This window comes from Pseudoxanthomonas sp. GW2 (assembly GCF_000283075.1).
Taxonomy (GTDB): Bacteria; Pseudomonadota; Gammaproteobacteria; order Xanthomonadales; family Xanthomonadaceae; genus Pseudoxanthomonas.
This window is the reverse complement of the sequence record NZ_ALIP01000140.1, coordinates 1-14,981: the sequence shown is the minus strand read 5'-3', so window position 1 is coordinate 14,981 and position 14,981 is coordinate 1. Positions and strand designations below refer to the sequence as shown.

Sequence of the window (14,981 nt, the reverse complement as noted above, 5' to 3'; positions counted from 1 at the left end):
TCACTACCGGTTTACCGCCGGCGGGCCGGCGACGGGCCGTTCGGCGCGCCGGGAGTGTATCATCGGCCCATTCTCCACCCCCGCGTAGACGCAATGCCAAGCCTGTCCCGCCTGCTGCTGATCGCTCCCGCCTGCCTGGCCCTCGCCGGTTGCGGCATCCTGTACAAGCAGCCGATCTACCAGGGCAACCTGATGGAAAAGGAGGCGGTGGACCAGCTGCGCCCGGGCCTGAGCAAGCAGCAGGTCGCCGGCCTGCTCGGCACCCCCTCGCTGGCCGATCCCTTCCACCACCAGCGCTGGGACTACGCCGCCAGCGAGCGCACCGACCGCCAGGGCAACGTGGAGATCAAGACCCTGACGCTGCACTTCGAGAACGACACCCTGGTGCGCTGGGAAGGCGAGTACTTCCCCGAGCAGGACCTGGAGCTGGCGCGCAAGTCGCTGCGCCAGTTCGGCCCGAACATCCCCAAGGACAAGGACAAGCGCCGCCGCTGAGGCTAGCGTCCGCCGCGCTGCGCGCCCGCCCGGCGCCGGCGCGCTTCCTTCGGGTCCAGCAGCAACGGCCTGAGCAGTTCCACCCGGTCGCCGTCGCGCAGCGGCGTCTCCGGCCGCGCCGCCGCCCCGAACACCGCGTAGCCGGCCACCTCGCCTTCGTGGCCCAGCGCCGCCGCGCGCACCGCGTCGGCCACGCTCGCGCCCTCCCGCAGTTCCAGCTCGCGCTGCTCGAAGCGGTGCGGCCAGGCGATGACGACCTGCACCCGCATCCTCAGGCCTCGCGGTCGGCCACGCGCACGAAGTCGTCGACCATGCGGTCGGCCAGGCCCTGGAAGCCCAGCGCGAACACCGGCCCCAGCAGGCGCGAGGCCGGCTCGAACTCCAGGGTCAGGCTGACCTTGCAAGCCGCTTCGTCCAGGGCCTGGAAGGTCCACACGCCGTGGAGCTTGCGGAACGGGCCGTCGCGCAGCTGCATGTCGATCCGGTGCGGCCGCTCCAGCCGGTTCTCGGTGGTGAACCAGGTGCGCAGCGAGCCCAGGCCCAGGTCCAGGCGGGCGACCATGCAGTCCTCGCCCTGCTCCAGGACCTGCGCCTGCTCGCACCACGCGAAGCGCCGCGGATAGGCGGCCACGTCGTTGACCAGGTCGAACATGCGGGCCGCCGTATGGCCGACCAGGGCACTGCGGGTGATGCTTGGCATTTGGACCGGGGCGTCTGCGGCCGCCCGATTTGGGCGACAATGGATGGATGAGCAAGAAAGCGCCCAATGATAAGGCAAAGGCCAAGTCCAAGGCCGAGCCGGCCAACCGCACCATCGCCCTCAACAAGCGCGCCCGCTTCGAATACCACCTGGTGGAACGGTTCGAGGCCGGCCTGGCGCTGCAGGGCTGGGAGGTCAAGGCGATCCGCGCCGGCCGCGCCAACCTCACCGACGGCTACGCCTACGTGCAGGACGGCGAGATCTACCTGATCGGCGCGCAGATCACGCCGCTGATCCAGGCCTCCACCCACGTGGTGGCCAACGACCGCCGCACGCGCAAGCTGCTGCTGCACCGGCACGAGATCGACAAGCTGATCGGGCGGGTCGAGCGCGACGGCTACACCATCGTGCCCACCGCCATGTACTGGAGCGGCAACAAGGTCAAGCTCGAGATCGCCCTGGCCAAGGGCAAGAAGGAGCACGACAAGCGCGATACCGCGCGCGACCGCGACTGGCAGCGCGAGAAGCAGCGCGCCCTGCGCCGCCACAACAAGGACGCCTGAGCCGCCGCGCGGGCCGGCCGCCGGCGGCGCCGGCCCGGCTCAGGTGCCGGCCTGCAGCTTCTCGGCGATGAAGTCGAGGAACAGCCGCATCCGCTGCGGCAGGTGGGCGCGCGAGGCGTAGACCGCGTACAGGTTGATCTGGTCGCATTCGAAGGCCTGCAGCGGGCGCACCAGGCGCCCCGCGCGGAGGTCGCCTTCCACGTCCCACAGGGCCTTGTACGCAACGGCGCGTCCCGCCAGCGCCCACTGGTGGACGACCTCGGCGTTGTTCGAAAGCAATGTTCCACCGACGCGGATTTCCCGCAGCTGGCCTCCCTCCCGGTACAGCCAGCGGTCGAACACCCGGCGGCCGCGCACCAGGCGCGCGCAGTCGTGCTGCAGCAGGTCCTCGGGCCTGCGGATCGGCGCGTGCCGCTCCAGGTATTGCGGCGAGACCACCGTCACCCGCTGGCTGCGCAGCAGCGTGCGGGTGACCAGGTTGCCGTCGTTGGGCAGGTCCAGCAGCAGGCCGATGTCGATCTCTTCCTCGACGATGTCGACGTGGGCGTCGTTGAGGAAAAGGTCGATGCTGATCCGGGGATAGCGCGCGGTGAACTCCGCCACCAGCGGCGCGATGCGGTTCCTGCCGATTTCCAGCGGCGCGCAGATGCGCATGTGCCCGCGCGGGTCCCTGGCGCGCTCGGTGAGCTGGGCCTCGGCGGCGTCGAGCTCGCGCAGGATCGCCTCGGCGCGCTCGAGCAGGAAACTGCCTTCCTCGGTCAGGGTGAAGCGGCGCGGACCGCGCTCGATCAGGCGCACGCCCAGCCGCTGTTCCAGCGCCGCCAGGCGGCGGCTTACGACCGGCAGCGAGCTCTGCAGGCGCCGCGCGGCCTCCGAAAGGCTGCCCGCCGCGGCGATGCGCACGAACAGCCTGAGGTCGCCAAAAGCATCGGTCGCGCGCCAGCCTTCCATTTTCCGCAAGGCTATCTTCCTTTTTTTTCCCCTACAAGGCGCCAGGGGCGGCCACCACAATTGCGCCGGATCCAACGGAATACCGAGCGTTTCAACCATGGCCGACCAGACTTCACGCCCCGAGCCGACCCCCGAGCAACGCTTCCGCCGGAGCGTCTACATCGCCACGGCGATTGGCGTCCTGCTGCTGCTTTACGTGGTCGTCGCCGACCAGTTCATGCCCCTGACCCCGGAGTCGCGGGTGCTCTACGACACCACCCGGATCGCGCCGGAAGTGCCCGGCACGGTGGTCCGGGTGAACGTCGCCAACGGCCAGGCGGTGAAGGCCGGGCAGGTGCTGTTCGAGATCGATTCCACCCGTTACGAGCTGGCGGTGCGGTCCGCCAAGCTGGCCCTGGAGGAAACCGAGCGGACCATCCGCCAGCGCGACGCCGACATCGCCGCGGCGCGCGCGGCCGTGGCCAGCGCCAGGGCGGTGGCGGACGACGCGGTGCGCCAGGCCAGGCGGCAGGTCGCCCTGGCCGAGCAGCGCGTGGTGCCGGCCAGCGCCGCCGAGGCGGCCGTCGCCAGGCGCGACGAAAGCCTGGCCGCGCTGCGGGCGGCCGAGGCGCGGCTGCAGGCGGTGCTGGTACAGCGCGGCGAGCAGGGCCCGGACAACCTGTACCTGCGGGAAGCGAAGAACAACCTGGCCATCGCCCAGCGCGACCTCGAGCACACCCGCATCGTGGCGCTGGAGGACGGCATCGTCACCAACATGCGGTTGCGCCCCGGCAACTACGTGCCGGCCGGCACGCCGGTGCTGGCGCTGGTGGGGCTGAAGCCCACCATCACCGCCGATTTCCGCGAGAAGGCGCTGAACCGGGTCAACCCGGGCGACCCGGCCATCGTCAGCCTCGATGCGCTGCCCGGGCGCGTGTTCGTCGGCCGGGTGGTCTCGGTGGACGCGGGCATCGCCCAGGGACAGCTCAACCCGGATGGCTCGCTGGTGGAGACCGTGGAGACCGACCGCTGGATCCGGCGCGCGCAGCGCGTGCGGGTGAACGTGCAGCTGGAGGATCCACCGCAGCTGGTCAGCGGCTCGCGCGCCACGGTGCAGCTGGTGCCGCACAGCTCGACCATCGCCCGCGTCTTCGCGGAAGCCCAGATCCGCCTGCTGGCCGCGCTGCGCTATGTCTACTAACCCTGCCCAGGTGCTGACCGCCAACGACTGGCGCCAGGCCTGCCGCATGGCCTTCGGTGGCTTCGTCGGCTGGGCGCTGGCGACCCTGCTGTCCCTGCCCTACGCGGCCTATTACGCGGTCTACCCGCTGGTACTGCTCGGCCTGTCCCCGGTCTACGACCGGCACGTGGCGCTGCAGTTCATCGCCAGCGCGCCGACCGGGATGATCGCCGCCAGCCTCATGATCGGCGTGTTCTCCACCCACCCGGTGGTGATGACCGCGATCTACCTGGGCTACGCCCTGTTCTGCTTCGCGGTCATGACCAGCCCGCGCAAGCTGTTCATGTACGGCGCCATGTGCCTGGCGGTGTGCAGCGGCCTGGTCCACTACGGCAGCTACCCGGAGATGGCGTGGCAGCAGCTGTTCTGGGCCATCGCCGGTTCGCTGGCCTGCAGCGTGGTCCTGTACGTGCTCTCGTTCGCCCTGTTCCCGGACGTGGAGCCGCGCGCCCCGCGCATCCCGCCGAAGCGCACCCCGACCCAGCGCCGCCACCTCGTCCTGCTGTGCGCGCTGGGCGCGACCGGCTCGTTCGCGTTCTTCCAGCTGGTCGAGATGAGCGATTCGCTGAGCGCGCAGATGGCCACGGTGCTGATCCTGCTAGGCCTGACCCACGAGGGCATCTGGAGCTTCGGGCGCACCCGCATCGTGGGCTCGGTCATAGGCTCGATCCACGCCTCGGTGACGCAGCTGCTGATCACCCACTACTCCAGCTTCTGGCCCCTCACCGCGAGCGCCCTGCTGGCCGGGCTGCTGTGGTTCAGCGCCAGCCACACCCGCGACAAGTCCGGTTCGATGACGGGTTTCTCGGCGGTCACGGCGCTGGCGATCCTGTTCGGCCTGCTCAGCCCCACCGACGACCTGATCGGCAACTCCCTCTATCGCGGCGTCTCGGTGGTGATCTCGGTCTCGGCGATGCTGGTGTTCATCTCGCTGCTGCACTACGCGCTCAACCGCTTCCCCTCGACCCGCTGGGAAACCCCGGCCTGATCGCGCCGGCCACCGCGCGGGCAAGAAAAAACCCCCAGCCCGCGGGGGCTGGGGTTTCGTCATTGGTGGAGGTGGGCGGAGTTGAACCGCCGTCCGAAGGCACTCCATCTCCGGCACTACATGCTTAGCCCGCCGTTGGATCTCGTCCCGTTGCAGCACGGCGTGCGAAGCGCGCCCCGGGACCAGCCTGTTTTGTTTTGACCATCAGCTGACAGGCAGCCGCCGATGACGATCCCGTGATGATGACCCTACATCCACGAGCACGGGCACAAGTGGGTTCGGGGCTAGGCCTTAGGCGGCCAGAGCGTAGTTGTCGTCGTTGGCAACTATGAGTTTTGCCGCTGGATTAACGAGGAAAGCTGCCCCCTCGGCATGCGCCAGTCGACTTCGCAACCCCCGTCGAAACCAGGACACCCCCGGGAACTTCGGGCGAGCTTCATCGCCAGACGGTAGCCAGTGTAGGGACGCCGGCGGCGCCAGACAAGGCGTGCGTGGCCGCAGGCGCGGCCGCGGTTCATGCGCCGGCGTTCACCCGGCGCGCGCGAGGCCTGCCCTAGCCTGCGGCCATGCCGCGACCAGACGATCCCGTGCGCGGCGCGCCGCGGCTGGCGCGCCCGGTGGACGACGTACCGGAAGGCAGCCTGTCCGCGCTGCGCCGCCAGGCCGCCGGATGCCGGCGCTGCCCGCTGTGGCGTCCGGCCAACAGGACCGTGTTTGGCGCCGGGCCGGCGGGCGCACGCACCCTGCTGGTGGGCGAGCAGCCCGGCGACCGCGAGGACCTGGAGGGCAAACCCTTCGTCGGCCCGGCGGGGCAGCTGCTGCGCCGGGCGCTGGCCGAGGCCGGGCTCGAGCCAGCGTCCCTGTACCTGACCAACACGGTCAAGCACTTCAAGTTCCAGCCGCGCGGCAAGCGCCGGCTGCACCAGCGCGCCAATGCCGCCGAACAGGCCGCCTGCCGGCCATGGCTGGCTGCCGAGCTGGAGCGGGTGGATCCGGACGTGGTCGCCGCGCTGGGCGCGATGGCCGCAAACGCCGTGTTCGGGACGGCGTTCCGGCTGACCCGCCAGCGCGGGCAGTGGCAACGCATCGGCCCGCACACCCACGCGCTGGCGACCTGGCATCCGTCCGCCATCCTGCGCATGCGCGGCCCGGAGCGCGAGCGCGCGTACGCGCAGCTGCTGGAGGACCTCCGCCGCCTGCGGCAGCCGCCCGCGGGCTGATGGGATCGCGTGGATTGCAGCGCTTTCCGCAGCCCTCGCCCCGCGTTCACGGCGCCAGCGTTGCAATGCCCGCTTCCAACCTGCGGAGGTGCCCCATGGCCCGGTGCGACGTATGCGGCAACGACTACGACAAGGCTTTCCGGATCACCCTGGCCGACGGCAGCAGCGGTACCTACGATTCCTTCGAGTGCGCCATCCACGCGGTCGCGCCGACCTGCGAGCACTGCGGATGCCGGATCATCGGCCACGGCGCCGAGAGCGACGGGCGCTTCTTCTGCTGCGCGCACTGCGCCTCGCACGCCGGGGTCGAAGGCATCGAGGACCGCGCCTGAGCGGCGCCTATTCCTCCGGCCCGTCCTCCGGCGGCAGCAGCCGGCGCCGCTCGAACCAGCGCAACACGGTCAGCACCGCCAGCGTCAGCAAGGCGATCGCCAGGCCCAGGGCCAGGTAGCCGAAGCCGACGGTGATGCCGATCGCCGCCACCGTCAGCAGCGAGGCGGCGGTGGTGATGCCCTGCACGCCGTCGCCCTTGCGGCTGGCGAAGATGGTGCCGGCGCCTATGAACGAAACGCCGGCAACCACCGCTTCGACCAGGCGCAGTGGGTCGATGCGCAGGCCGGTGCCGGCGTAGTGGTCGTCTTCCAGCACCATCCGGCCCAGGCCCAGCAGCAAGGCCGAGGTGCCGGCGACCAGCATGTGGGTGCGGAACCCGGCCGGGCGGTTCTTCAGTTCGCGCTCGAAGCCGATGGCGCCTCCCAGCGCCATCGCGTAGACCACGGCCGGCAATACCCGCAGCTGCTCGATCCAGTCCATGGACGCAGCGTGCCCACGCCTCCCGCCATGCATCGTGAAGGCCGGCTCAGTTGCCCAGCGGCGGCACCCATTGCGCGGCGGCCACGCCCTGCCCCGCCGGCGGCTCGCCGGCGCGGGCATGGGTGCCGCCGAGGGCCTTGTACACGGCCACCGCGGCGATGTTGACCGCGGCCTCGGCCTCGGCCAGGGCGTCGTCGGCCGCCAGCTGGGTGCGCTGGGCGTCCAGCAGGGTCAGGAAGTCGATGCCGCCCTCGCGGTAGCCGACCGCCGCCAGGCGCTCGGCCTCGCGCGCCGCCTCGGCCTGCTGGACCACGATGCGCAGGCGCTCCTGCCTGCGCGCGTAGTCCTGCAATGCGTTCTCCGCATCCTCCAGCGCGGCGAGCACCGCCATCTCGTACTGCACCGCGGCCGCGTCGGCCCCGGCCTCGGCCGCGCGCAGGCGCGCGCGCACGCTGCCAAGGTCGAGCGCGGCCCAGCTGATCGCCGGGCTCACCGACCAGGCCTCGTTGCGGCCGGCGACCAGCGAGGAGAAATCGCCGGAGAGGAAGCCGGCAAAGCCGCGGATGCTGATCCGCGGGAACAGGTCCGCGGTGGCCACGCCCACGCGTGCGGTGGCCGAGGCCAGGCGCCGTTCGGCGGCGCGTACGTCCGGGCGGCTGCGCAGCAGGTCGCGCACGTCGCCCAGCGGCAGGGCGCGGGCGAAGGCCGGCACCGGCTTCGGCGCCAGCAGTTCGTCCAGCGCGCCCGGCTGCAGGCCCTGCAGCACGGCCAGGCGGTAGCGCGCGGTGGCCTCGATCGAGCGCAGCAGCGGGATGTCGGCTTCGATCGCCTTCAGCTGCGCGCGGCTGCTGTGCACGTCCAGGGCGCTGCCGGCGCCCAGCGCCTCGCGGGTCTCGGTCAGGCGCTGGGTCTGGTCGAGGTTGCGCAGGGTCTGTTCGGCCACCTCGATCCGCTTCTGGGTGCCGCGCAGCAGGAAGTAGTTGCGCGCCACCTCGGCGGCGATGCTGACCTGCACGTCCTCCAGCCCCGCCTGCTCGGCCTGCAGGTCGGCGCGCGCCGCCTCGGCGCCGCGCCGCAGGCGGCCGAACAGGTCCAGCTCCCAGGCTGCGTCGAAGCCCAGGCTGTAGACCTCGTCGATGCCGCCGCCGGCGGCATCCGGCTGGCGCGTGCGTTCGCCGGTGGCCGCCACGCCCACGTGCGGCCACGGGTCGAGGCGGCGTTCGCTGAATACCGCGCGCGCGGCCCGTACCCGGGTCGCGGCCAGGCGCATGTCGGGATTGGCCAGCAATGCGTCGCCGACCAGCTTCTCCAGCACCGGGTCGTCGAATTGCGCCCACCATTGCGCAACCGCGACGCCGGGGGCGAAGGCTTCCTCCGCGGCATTGCGCAAGGTCACCTCCGGCGGTACCGGCGCGCGGTAGTCGGGGCCGGCGGCGCAGGCCGCCAGCACGGCGGTGGCCACGGCCAGGCAGAGGGTCCGGATCACCACGGCAGTTCCTCCTCGAAGTGGAAGAAGCGGCCGTTGGGCGCGTCCTCGCCGGCCAGCGCCAGCCGCACGCTGGTGCGGGCGCCGTCCGGGATGTCCAGCTCGCCCTCGCCCTTGTTCATGTCGGTGCGCACGTAGCCGGGATGGACGGCGTTGACGCGCACCTTGCTGTCGCGCAGTTCCCAGGCCAGCTGCACGGTCCAGGCGTTGAGCGCGCTCTTGGACACGTTGTAGGCAGGAAGCTTGAAGTCGTAGATCGGCGAGGCCGGGTCGCCGTGCAGCGCCAGCGAACCCAGGATGCTGGAAACGTTGACGATGCGCCCGGCAGGCGCGGCGTGCAGCAGCGGCAGGAACGCCCGGGTCACCTCGACCACCCCGAACAGGTTGGTCTCGAAGGTGGTGCGCCAGGTTTCCGCGGACTGTTCGGACGGCTTGATGCCGAGCCGGTCCAGCAGCACGCCGGCGTTGTTGACCAGGATGTCCAGGCGGCCGTGGCGGCGCTGCACCTCTGCGACGGCCTGGCGGATGCTCCCGCCGTCGGTGACGTCGAGCGCGATCGCCTCGACCGGCAGCCCCTGCGCCTGCAGCCCGAGGCTGGCCTCGACCGCGCGCGTGCGGTCGCGCCCGGCCAGCAGGGTGTGCACCCCGGCCTGGGCCAGCTGGCGCACGGTCTCCAGGCCGATGCCGCGGGTGGCGCCGGTCACCAGCGCGATGCGGTTGGAAGCGTTCATGTTGCGGATTCCTCGTTGCGGATGGTGTGGATGGCGTTGCGTGGCTGGCGGAACCGGCGTGGCGGCCGCGGGCGGCCGGGCCACGCCGGATCCGGACATCGCTGCCCCGGGCTCATGCGCGCACCTCGGCGCCTTCGGCCACATCGGCATGCGGCGCGTGCGAGACCAGCGGCCGGTTGGCGAGCTTGCGCAGGGCCACGTAGAACACCGGGGTCAGGAACAGGCCGAACAGGGTCACGCCGAGCATGCCGGCGAACACGGTCACGCCGGTGACCGAGCGCACCTCCGCGCCCGCCCCGCTGGACAGCACCAGCGGCACGGTGCCGGCGATGAACGCCACGGAGGTCATCACGATCGGACGCAGGCGCAGGCGGCAGGCCTCCAGCGCGGCCTCCAGGATGCCCTTGCCCTGCAGCTCCAGTTCGCGGGCGAACTCGACGATCAGGATCGCGTTCTTGCACGCCAGGCCCATCAGCACCACCAGGCCCACCTGCACGAACACGTTGTTGTCGCCGCCGGTCAGCCACACCCCGGCCAGGGCCGAAAGCATGGTCATCGGCACGATCAGGATCACCGCCAGCGGCAGGGTCCAGCTCTCGTACAGCGCGGCCAGCACCAGGAACACCAGCAGCACGGCCAGCGGAAACACCACCAGCGAGGCCTTGCCCTGGGTGGCCTGCTGGTAGCTCAGGTCGCTCCAGTCGATCGCCATGCCCGGCGGCAGGACTTCCCGCGCCAGCCCGGCCACCGTGGCCATGGCCTCGCCCGAGGACAGCACCCGCGGGTCGGCGTCGCCCATCAGGTCTGCGGCCGGGTAGCCGTTGAAGCGGATCACCGGGTCCGGGCCGTAGGCCTGGCGGATGTCGACCATCGAGCCCACCGGCACCATCTCGCCGGCGGCGTTGCGGGTGCGCAGGTTGGCGATGTCGCTGACGTCGTCGCGGAACGGCGCATCGGCCTGGGCGATCACCTGCCAGGTGCGGCCGAACATGTTGAAGTCGTTGACGTAGGCCGACCCCAGGTACACCTGCAGGGTCTCGAACAGCTCGGTCAGCGGCACGCCCTGCGCCTTGGCCTGGACGCGGTCGACCTCGGCCTCCAGCTGCGGCACGTTGGCCTGGTAGCTGGAGATCGGGAAGCCCATGCCGGGCACCTGCGAGACCGCGCCCTGGAAGGCCTGCACCGCGTTCTGCAGCTCGCCGTAGCCCAGGCGGGTGCGGTCCTCGACGAACAGCGACCAGCCCGAACCGTTGCCCAGGCCCTGGATGGCCGGGGGCATGAAGGCGAAGGTGAAGCCGTCCTGGATCGTGGAGAAGCGGCGGTTGAGCTCGGCGGTGATCTCCTCGGCGCTGGCCTTGCGCTCGCCGAACGGCTTGAGGGTGAAGAACACCACGCCATTGTTCGGGGTGTTGGTGAACTGCAGCGGGTTCAGGCCCGGGAACGCCACCTCGTTCTGCACGCCCTCGACCTCGGCCGCCATCGCCGCCATGCGCTTGAGCACCGCGTCGGTGCGCTCGATCGAGGCACCCTCCGGCATCTTCACGCCGGCGATGACGTACAGCTTGTCCTGCACCGGGATGAAGCCGGCCGGCACCGCGTTGAACACCACCCCCGCGCCGACCAGCAGCAACGCGTACACCGCGAACACCGCGCCGCGGCGGCCCAGGGCGCGCGATACCGCGCCCTGGTAGCGCTCGGAACTGGTGTTGAAGAAGCGGTTGAACGGGCGGAACACCCAGCCAAACAGGCGCTCGATGATGCGCGTGGGCCGGTCCTTCTCCGCGTCGTGCGGCCGCAGCAGCTTGGCCGCCAGCGCCGGCGACAGGGTCAGCGAGTTGATCGCCGAGATCACCGTGGAGATGGCGATGGTCACCGCGAACTGCTTGTAGAACTGGCCGGTGACGCCGGTGAGGAAGGCCATCGGCACGAACACCGCGCACAGCACCAGGGCGATGGCGACGATCGGCCCGGACACCTCGCGCATGGCCAGGTGCGCCGCCTGCAGCGGACTGGCGCCCTCCTCGATGTGGCGCTCGACGTTCTCCACCACCACGATCGCGTCGTCGACCACGATGCCGATCGCCAGCACCAGGCCGAACAAGGTCAGGGTGTTGATCGAGTAGCCCAGCACGTACAGCACCGCGAACGTGCCCACCACCGACACCGGCACCGCCAGCAGCGGGATGATCGAGGCGCGCCAGGTCTGCAGGAACAGGATCACCACCAGCACCACCAGGAACACCGCCTCCATCAGGGTGCTGATCACCGACTTGATCGAGTCGCGGACGAAGATCGTGGTGTCGTAGATCGACTGGATCTCCACGCCGGGCGGCAGCCGCGGCCGGATCTCGTCCATCTTGCGCACCACCGCGTCGCGGATCTCCAGGGCGTTGGCGCCCGGCGCCTGGAAGATGCCGATGGCCGCCGCGTTCTTGCCGTCCAGGCGCGCGCGCAGGGTGTAGTCGCCGGCGGCCAGCTCGATGCGGGCCACGTCGGACAGGCGCACGACCTGGCCGTCTTCGCCGTTCTTGAGCACGATGGCGCCGAACTCCTCCACGCTCTCCAGGCGGCCCTTGGCGTTGATCGGCAGCAGGAAGTCGCTGCCGCCGGGCATCGGCTCGGCGCCGATCTGGCCGGCGGAGACCTGCACGTTCTGCTCGCGGATCGCGCGCAGCACGTCGCCGGCGGTCATCTGCCGCGCGGCCACCTTGTCCGGGTCCAGCCAGATGCGCATGGCATAGTCGCCGCCGCCGAACAGCTGGGCCTCGCCCACGCCGGGGATGCGCGCCAGCTCGTCCTTGACGTGCAGGCGCATGTAGTTGCGCAGGTACAGCGAGTCGTAGCGGCCGTCGCTGGAAGTCAGGTGCACGACCATCAGGAACACCGGCGACTGCTTCTGGGTGGTCACGCCCTGGCGGCGCACGTCCTCGGGCAGGCGCGCCTGCGCCTGGGCGACGCGGTTCTGCACGCGCACCGCGGCCTCGTCCGGGTCGGTCCCGGGGCGGAAGGTCACGGTCAGCTGCAGCACGCCGTCGGAACCGGCCACCGACTTGAGGTACATCATGTCCTCGACGCCGTTGATCGCCTCTTCCAGGGGCGTGGCCACCGTCTCGGCGATGACCTTGGGGTTGGCGCCCGGGTAGACGGTGCGGACCACCACCGAGGGTGGCACCACGTCCGGGTATTCGCCGATCGGCAGCAGCGGGATCGAGATCAGGCCAGCGGCGAAGATCACGATCGACAGCACCGCCGCGAAGATCGGCCTGTCGATGAAGAAGCGCGAGAAGTCCATGGGGGTGGTTCCTGGATTCCGGGAAAGAAAGGGCCCGCCCTCCCCTGGGGGAGGGGGATTCGGGGAGGACGGGCGCCTTGGGGGAAGCCGCGCCTTGGGCGCAGGCCGGTCAGGTCATCGCGCCGCCAGGGAGGACGAAGCGGACGCCGGCTCGCCCATGGCAACGGCCTGGGCCTGCACCGGCATGCCGGGGAAGAACACCTTCTGCACGCCCTTGACGATCACCTTGTCGCCGGCCTGCAGGCCCTGTTCGACGATGCGCAGGCCCTCGACCAGGCGGCCGACGACGACGTCGCGCCGCTGCGCCTTGCCCTCCTCGTCGACCACGTACACGTACTTGCGGTCCTGGTCGGTGAGCACGGCCTTGTCGTCCACCAGCGCGGCCTCGAAGCGGCCGCTGCCCGGCAGGCGCACCCGCGCGTACAGGCCGGGGGTGAAGCGGCGGTCGGCGTTGTCGAGCACGGCGCGGGCGCGGATGGTGCCGGTGCTGCGGTCGACCTGGTTGTCGAGGAAGTCGATCGTGCCGCGGTGGGGGAAGCCGTCCTCGTTGGCCAGCGCGACCTGCACCGGCAGCGTGCCCTCGCGCTCGCTGGCGCGCTTGCCGCTGCGGGCCAGCTCGGCGTAGCGCAGGAAGCTGCGCTCGTCGGCGTCGAAGTGCACGTGCACCTTGTCCAGCGACACCACGGTGGTCAGCACGCTGGCGGCGCCGCCGGCGCCGACCAGGTTGCCCGCGGTCACCAGCGCCCTGCCGGCGCGTCCGTCGATCGGCGCGCGCACCCGGGTCCATTCCAGGTTGAGCCGCGCCGCGTCCACCGCGGCCTGCGCCGCGGCGAGGTCGGCCTGGGCCTGCTGCGCGGCGGCGCGCCGCTGCTCCCAGGTTTCCACCGAGATGGCCTGTTCGTCGGCCAGGCGACGGGCGCGCTCGGCCTCGCTGCGCGCCACTCCGGCCTGCGCCCGCGCCCGCGCCAGCGCGGCCTCGGCACGCGCCAGCTCGGCGCGGTAGCTGCGGTCGTCGATGGTGAACAGCACGTCGCCCTTCTTCACTTCCTGGCCTTCGCGGAAGTTCACCGATTCGATGTAGCCGGAAACGCGCGGACGCAGCTCGACGCTCTCGACCGCCTCGATGCGGCCGCTGAATTCGTCCCACTGCTGCACCGGGCGCACCGGCACCTCGGCCACGCCCACTTCCGGCGGCGGCATCTGCTCGGCCGCGTGGCCGCCGTCGCAGCCGGCCAGCAGGGTCAGCGCGATCGCGCCGGTGGCGCCGAGCGCCAGCAGGCGTCGGGTCCTGATACGGGGTCGGATCGTCCTGGTCATGGGGGTGTCCTTGTAATCCGTGGGGGAAAGGGGGAGGAACGGTTGGCTGGCGGGCGCGCTCATGCGGCACGTCCCGCGTCGGAGGCGCCTGGGGCGCCGGAAGCCGCGGCGAGCACGCTGGCGAACTCGCGGCCGAGCAGGCCCGGCGGCATGGCGCCGGCGTTGTCGGCGTAGGTGACGATGCAGCGTGCGTCCGGGCTGCTGCGCGCCAGCAGCGAGACCATCGCGCGGCCCACGCCCAGGGCGCTGTGCCAGCCGGGACAGGCCCTGGCGGTGTTCTCGGCGGTCCACACCGGCGCGTCGATCGACAGCATCTGCACGCGCACGCCCAGCGGCTGGGCTTCCTCGTGCAGCACCTGCACCAGCATGCGGGTGGCCGCGATCGCGACCGAGGCATGGCCATAGCCGGCCCAACCGCAGCGCGCATGCGGACCACCGGCCACCAGGTAGCGGTCGCCGCCCCGCTGCTGCAGCAGCGGCAGCAAGTGGCGGGCAGCGGCCAGGTGGGGCAACACTTCCTGTTCCAGGCTGGCCGAAAGCACCGGCACCGCCTGGTCCAGCAGGCGCGAGGCGCGGCGCACGCCGGCGGTGGCATCCACCACCGCGCGCAGGGGCCGCGGCCGCCGCGCGATGCGGCGGGCCAGGTCCTGGGCGGCGCCGTCGTCGGCTACCGAGGCCACCATCACCTCCAGCCCGGGCTCGTCGGCGTGCATCGCCGCCAGGCGCTGCAGGCGGGCCGCGTCGCGCGCCACCGCCAGCACCGGACTGCCCGCCTCCAGCAGCGCGGCGACCACGCCCGAACCGACCCGGCCGCTGGCGCCAAGCACCAGCACCTCGGGAGCGAGCATCCCGTTCATGGGATTTTTTCTCCCATCGCCGGGATAATCCCGCCGGAGCGACCATGCCGGTGCTTGTGCGTGGCCGGCAGCGACAGCCCGCCCTGCTGCAGCCGGCGGGACACGGTGAACTCGCGGAAATGCCCGCGGGGCCTGCTTTCCCCGAGCTTCGGCAGGTGCAAGTCCTTGTCGCCGTTCGGGGCACTGGGCGGAGCAAACAGGATCTTGAGGCGCCGGATCAGCATGGCATCCCTCCTTCGGTGGGCACGGGATGCAAAGCTACGCTTCGAATCAGGACTTGATTAGTCCCGATTTGGGGGAATAATCGTCCCGCAGCAGGTCCAATCCTGCGCGCCCCCTCCCCCCCCCC

Annotated in this window: 16 protein-coding genes and 1 other RNA gene; 6 read left to right on the top strand and 11 right to left on the bottom strand. The window is 71.3% G+C overall.

What is annotated here, in order from left to right; all coding sequences use genetic code 11:
• Positions 1-102 precede the first annotated feature (102 nt).
• Positions 103-495, top strand: a complete 393-nt coding sequence (locus B351_RS0113145) for an outer membrane protein assembly factor BamE (RefSeq protein ID WP_198006227.1) — start codon at positions 103-105, stop codon at positions 493-495.
• A 2-nt stretch (positions 496-497) separates the two neighbouring features.
• Here the strand turns inward: B351_RS0113145 and B351_RS0113140 are convergent, their stop codons facing one another.
• Together B351_RS0113140 and B351_RS0113135 are read right to left on the bottom strand one after the other, a co-directional pair.
• On the bottom strand, positions 498-764 hold the full coding sequence (locus tag B351_RS0113140) for an RnfH family protein (RefSeq protein WP_407059584.1): 267 nt from the start codon (positions 762-764) through the stop codon (positions 498-500).
• Positions 765-766: 2 nt separating this feature from the next.
• The gene (locus B351_RS0113135; protein ID WP_019399495.1) at positions 767-1,195 is read right to left on the bottom strand and encodes a type II toxin-antitoxin system RatA family toxin; all 429 of its coding nucleotides are present in this window, start codon (positions 1,193-1,195) and stop codon (positions 767-769) included.
• 47 nt (positions 1,196-1,242) lie between these two features.
• Between B351_RS0113135 and smpB the strand changes: the two genes are divergently transcribed.
• Positions 1,243-1,758: an SsrA-binding protein SmpB gene (gene smpB, locus B351_RS0113130; protein ID WP_019399494.1), complete on the top strand. Its 516-nt coding sequence runs from the start codon at positions 1,243-1,245 to the stop codon at positions 1,756-1,758.
• Between the two features lie 39 nt (positions 1,759-1,797).
• Here the strand turns inward: smpB and B351_RS0113125 are convergent, their stop codons facing one another.
• Positions 1,798-2,709 (bottom strand): LysR family transcriptional regulator, encoded by a 912-nt coding sequence (locus tag B351_RS0113125; RefSeq protein WP_019399493.1) that lies wholly within the window; start codon positions 2,707-2,709, stop codon positions 1,798-1,800.
• 97 nt (positions 2,710-2,806) lie between these two features.
• Between B351_RS0113125 and B351_RS0113120 the strand changes: the two genes are divergently transcribed.
• Positions 2,807-3,889 (top strand): HlyD family secretion protein, encoded by a 1,083-nt coding sequence (locus tag B351_RS0113120; protein ID WP_019399492.1) that lies wholly within the window; start codon positions 2,807-2,809, stop codon positions 3,887-3,889.
• Positions 3,879-4,916, top strand: coding sequence for a DUF2955 domain-containing protein (locus tag B351_RS0113115; protein WP_083852453.1), 1,038 nt, complete (start codon positions 3,879-3,881; stop codon positions 4,914-4,916). The genes B351_RS0113120 and B351_RS0113115 overlap by 11 nt, the downstream gene beginning before the upstream one ends.
• A gap of 63 nt (positions 4,917-4,979) precedes the next feature.
• On the opposite strand, the gene ssrA is transcribed toward B351_RS0113115, so the two are convergent.
• Positions 4,980-5,334: a transfer-messenger RNA gene (gene ssrA, locus B351_RS17405) on the bottom strand.
• Between the two features lie 148 nt (positions 5,335-5,482).
• Between ssrA and B351_RS0113110 the strand changes: the two genes are divergently transcribed.
• Entirely contained in the window at positions 5,483-6,136 is a 654-nt protein-coding gene (locus B351_RS0113110) for a UdgX family uracil-DNA binding protein (RefSeq protein ID WP_050992218.1), read from the top strand.
• A 95-nt stretch (positions 6,137-6,231) separates the two neighbouring features.
• Complete coding sequence (locus tag B351_RS0113105; protein ID WP_019399489.1) at positions 6,232-6,468, top strand: hypothetical protein; 237 nt, start codon at positions 6,232-6,234, stop codon at positions 6,466-6,468.
• A gap of 7 nt (positions 6,469-6,475) precedes the next feature.
• Here B351_RS0113105 and B351_RS0113100 read toward each other — a convergent pair whose 3' ends face one another.
• The 7 genes from B351_RS0113100 to B351_RS0113070 all read right to left on the bottom strand — a co-directional run bounded on the left by B351_RS0113100 (position 6,476) and on the right by B351_RS0113070 (position 14,856).
• On the bottom strand, positions 6,476-6,949 hold the full coding sequence (locus B351_RS0113100; protein WP_019399488.1) for an MgtC/SapB family protein: 474 nt from the start codon (positions 6,947-6,949) through the stop codon (positions 6,476-6,478).
• A gap of 46 nt (positions 6,950-6,995) precedes the next feature.
• Positions 6,996-8,438 (bottom strand): efflux transporter outer membrane subunit, encoded by a 1,443-nt coding sequence (locus B351_RS0113095; protein ID WP_019399487.1) that lies wholly within the window; start codon positions 8,436-8,438, stop codon positions 6,996-6,998.
• Positions 8,432-9,166, bottom strand: a complete 735-nt coding sequence (locus tag B351_RS0113090) for an SDR family oxidoreductase (RefSeq protein ID WP_019399486.1) — start codon at positions 9,164-9,166, stop codon at positions 8,432-8,434. The genes B351_RS0113095 and B351_RS0113090 overlap by 7 nt, the downstream gene beginning before the upstream one ends.
• 112 nt (positions 9,167-9,278) lie before the next feature.
• On the bottom strand, positions 9,279-12,458 hold the full coding sequence (locus B351_RS0113085; protein ID WP_019399485.1) for an efflux RND transporter permease subunit: 3,180 nt from the start codon (positions 12,456-12,458) through the stop codon (positions 9,279-9,281).
• Between the two features lie 114 nt (positions 12,459-12,572).
• Positions 12,573-13,775, bottom strand: a complete 1,203-nt coding sequence (locus tag B351_RS0113080; RefSeq protein ID WP_019399484.1) for an efflux RND transporter periplasmic adaptor subunit — start codon at positions 13,773-13,775, stop codon at positions 12,573-12,575.
• A 59-nt stretch (positions 13,776-13,834) separates the two neighbouring features.
• Positions 13,835-14,632, bottom strand: a complete 798-nt coding sequence (locus B351_RS16825; RefSeq protein WP_019399483.1) for an SDR family oxidoreductase — start codon at positions 14,630-14,632, stop codon at positions 13,835-13,837.
• Positions 14,629-14,856 carry a hypothetical protein gene (locus B351_RS0113070; protein WP_019399482.1) on the bottom strand — a complete coding sequence of 76 codons (228 nt, stop codon included), beginning with the start codon at positions 14,854-14,856 and terminating at the stop codon, positions 14,629-14,631. The genes B351_RS16825 and B351_RS0113070 overlap by 4 nt, the downstream gene beginning before the upstream one ends.
• Between the last annotated feature and the right edge of the window lie 125 nt (positions 14,857-14,981).